Annotated in this window: 4 protein-coding genes; 1 reads left to right on the top strand and 3 read right to left on the bottom strand. The window is 66.7% G+C overall.

The window, feature by feature from the left end:
• Positions 1-297, bottom strand: a 297-nt coding sequence (locus tag VFW45_00020; GenBank protein ID HEU5179148.1) for a tetratricopeptide repeat protein, incomplete at its 3' end; no start/stop codon positions are given.
• Positions 298-317: 20 nt separating this feature from the next.
• On the opposite strand from VFW45_00020, the gene VFW45_00015 reads away from it, so the two are divergent.
• Complete coding sequence (locus tag VFW45_00015) at positions 318-644, top strand: hypothetical protein (GenBank protein ID HEU5179147.1); 327 nt, start codon at positions 318-320, stop codon at positions 642-644.
• Here the strand turns inward: VFW45_00015 and VFW45_00010 are convergent.
• The gene (locus VFW45_00010) at positions 620-1,372 is read right to left on the bottom strand and encodes a hypothetical protein (protein ID HEU5179146.1); all 753 of its coding nucleotides are present in this window, start codon (positions 1,370-1,372) and stop codon (positions 620-622) included. The two genes, VFW45_00015 and VFW45_00010, sit on opposite strands and share 25 nt — an antisense overlap.
• Positions 1,373-1,571: 199 nt before the next feature.
• On the bottom strand, positions 1,572-2,465 hold an 894-nt coding region (locus VFW45_00005), incomplete at its 5' end, for a hypothetical protein (protein ID HEU5179145.1).

Here is a 2,465-nt window from a genome sequence, read left to right as displayed (position 1 = left end):
CGACGCGGCAATGGCGGACACCGAGGAGGTGAGCAGCTTCTCCGCCTCCGCCCGGCGGCCCAGCCCGGCCAGCAACACGCCGAGAAGCGAGCGGGTGTTTTCGATCCGCCAGTCGCCGGGGGGCAGCCCCTTCTCCCGTATTGCGAGGGCCTCCTCGAGCACCTGGCGCGCCTCGTCGTACTGCTTCAATGCGAGACGGGTCTCGCCGATATCGGTGAGATTGATGCCGTTCTCGACCGCCCCCGGGGCGCGCTGCGATTTCTCGATGTCGTAGATCTCCTGCTTGAGCGCCAGCACCTCGGACCAGGCATGCCCGGATGCTGCAGCCGGCCGAGCAGCTCGGCCTCCAGCTCGAAGCGGCGAGCCAGGCGCTGCGAGAGCAGCCCGCCACGCACGACCTTCAGTGCGACCGTGCGGCGCGGGTTCTCCTGCACGGCCTCGTAGACCGTGCCCATCCCGCCCTCACCGAGCACGCGCACCAGCCGGTAGCGCCCGATTCGGGTCGGGTGTCCGGACGGTATCTGTGCTCGGATTTCCTCGGGAGAGAGAGTCGGATCCTCTTCGATCCCGGAAGCCATGGACCGGAGTCTAGCACACCGCTTCGGCTCGAGAACCTTCTCTATTTCTTCAGCAGCTTCCGGTAGGTCTCCTGGCCGCGGTAGTAGCCGCGCTGGAACGGCTCCTGGTCGACGACGTCGGCGTGCATGGAGCGCAGGTGTTCCTTGGCGTCGTCATAGGAGCGGCCGCGAATCTCGGGATAGAAGGCCGATTCGAAGCCGCGCCGATAGATCGGCTCGACGCTCGTAAAGTCCCCGACCTCGCCTTCGTAGTGCTCCTTCTCGACGTCCCGCAGGCCGATCCACCATGACTTGCGCGCCGCATCGATGTCCAGAGCGCCGGAGTCCGTCAGGCTGGCGCGCACGGAGTCGGCCTCCTGGTCGCCGTCGGCCAGCGCGATGACCACGGAGCGGCCGTGCCGCAAGGCATCCTCGTAGAGGAACATCTCGTCCTTCGGGGGACCGTCGGTCATCGCATCTTCGAGCTTGTCTCCCGCCTTGGCCCCGGCGACGGCGCCAAGGATCCCGGCTGCGACGATCCCGGCGGCGACGACGGGCCCGATGCCCGGAATCAGCAAGCTGGTAACCGCCGTGCCGACTCCCAGTCCTCCTACGGTGCCGACCACTCCGCCCACGGCCGCGCCCATCCCGGGCTGCTCGGTGTCGGAGGTCGGCACCTGCGCGATTTCCTGATCCGACGAGCGCGGAGTCAGGATGTTGAGCCGGTGCTCCCCTTCGATACCCATGCTGCGGAGCCGCCGGACGGCGTTCTCGGCATCGGTGCTGGATTTGAAGATTCCAGTGACTGCAATCATGAGAAACCTCCCTGGCACGCGTCTCGCCGCGTCGTGACCGGGAGCGACTCGGAGGGACAGTCAGAACTGCTGACCCATTCTGACCCCTCTTGCCGGGAATTCAAGGAGTTCGGGGGGAACGAATGACCGGACGGAGCGGCACGAGCGTGCCGCTCCGTGGGTGACCATCAGGCGCCGGTCCGACCCGGCGCAGTCCAGACTAGTGTGGGCTGCAGGAAGGCGAAGCGTAGGGCCGCGGATTCGACGGCGTCGACGGTCCCAGGCTGCTCTCCCAGCAGACGTTGTCGGCCGAGACGAGGAAGTAGGCGTCGCCAGGCGGCGACGCAAAGGTGGCCGAGTTCGACGGCTCGAAGCAGGAGTTCACCCCGTTCAGGCCCGTCGCCGTGAAGATGGCGGGGGTCCAGGTGCCGGGCGTCCCCATATAGATGTTGTAGCGGGTCGCGCCCGGAACGGCGTCCCAGGTCAGCGAGAGGTTTCCGCCGCTCTCGAGAACCACCAGCGAGTTGGTGACGTCGGCCGGCACCGCGAGCGCGGCATCCGTGGCTGAGGCTCCCGAAGTATCCGCTACCGACGCACAGCCGTTGACGTAGCGCACCTTGTAATTGGCCGCCACGCCGGCCGGCGCCGTGGTATCGGTGCATGACGTCGTTCCATACGGCAGCGTGCCGGAACAGGGACCGGAGGCAATTGCCGCCCCATCCCGCAGCACCACGTAGCCGCGCGTGCCGGAGGTGTCTCCCCAGGAGCCGGCGTCCTGACTCCAGGAGACGAGCACGCCTGAATTAGCGCATGCGCTCACGTCGACCGCGCTGTTGTTAGTCAGAGACGAAGGCGCCGTGCAGCTGGAGCAGACCGTGCTCTCACAGACGAGGGTCGAGTAGGTCAGGACGATATCGTCCACGTCCCATCCGGTGGCGTTGTTCTGGCCGCCCACCCAGTTGGCAGCACTCTGGAAGCGGAAGCGCAGCTTCACGGTGGGGCCATGCGTGGCATTGAAGGGAGACAAATCAAACGGGCCGGCCGTCGACATGACCGTCGGGTTGTCGGCCCCCTGAGTCCATTTCTGGAGCGTGACGAAGGTACCGTCGTTTTC

The sequence above is a fragment of the Candidatus Polarisedimenticolia bacterium genome (assembly GCA_035764505.1).
GTDB lineage: Bacteria > Acidobacteriota > Polarisedimenticolia > Gp22-AA2 > AA152 > AA152.
The sequence above is the reverse complement of the archived record's forward strand: the minus strand, read 5'-3'. Positions and strand labels throughout refer to the sequence as shown.

Excerpts from the sequence above, each read along its gene's own strand:
- VFW45_00010 (HEU5179146.1), bottom strand. The coding sequence starts at position 1,372 with ATGATTGCAGTCACTGGAATCTTCAAATCCAGCACCGATGCCGAGAAC.
- VFW45_00015 (HEU5179147.1), top strand. The coding sequence starts at position 318 with ATGCTGCAGCCGGCCGAGCAGCTCGGCCTCCAGCTCGAAGCGGCGAGC.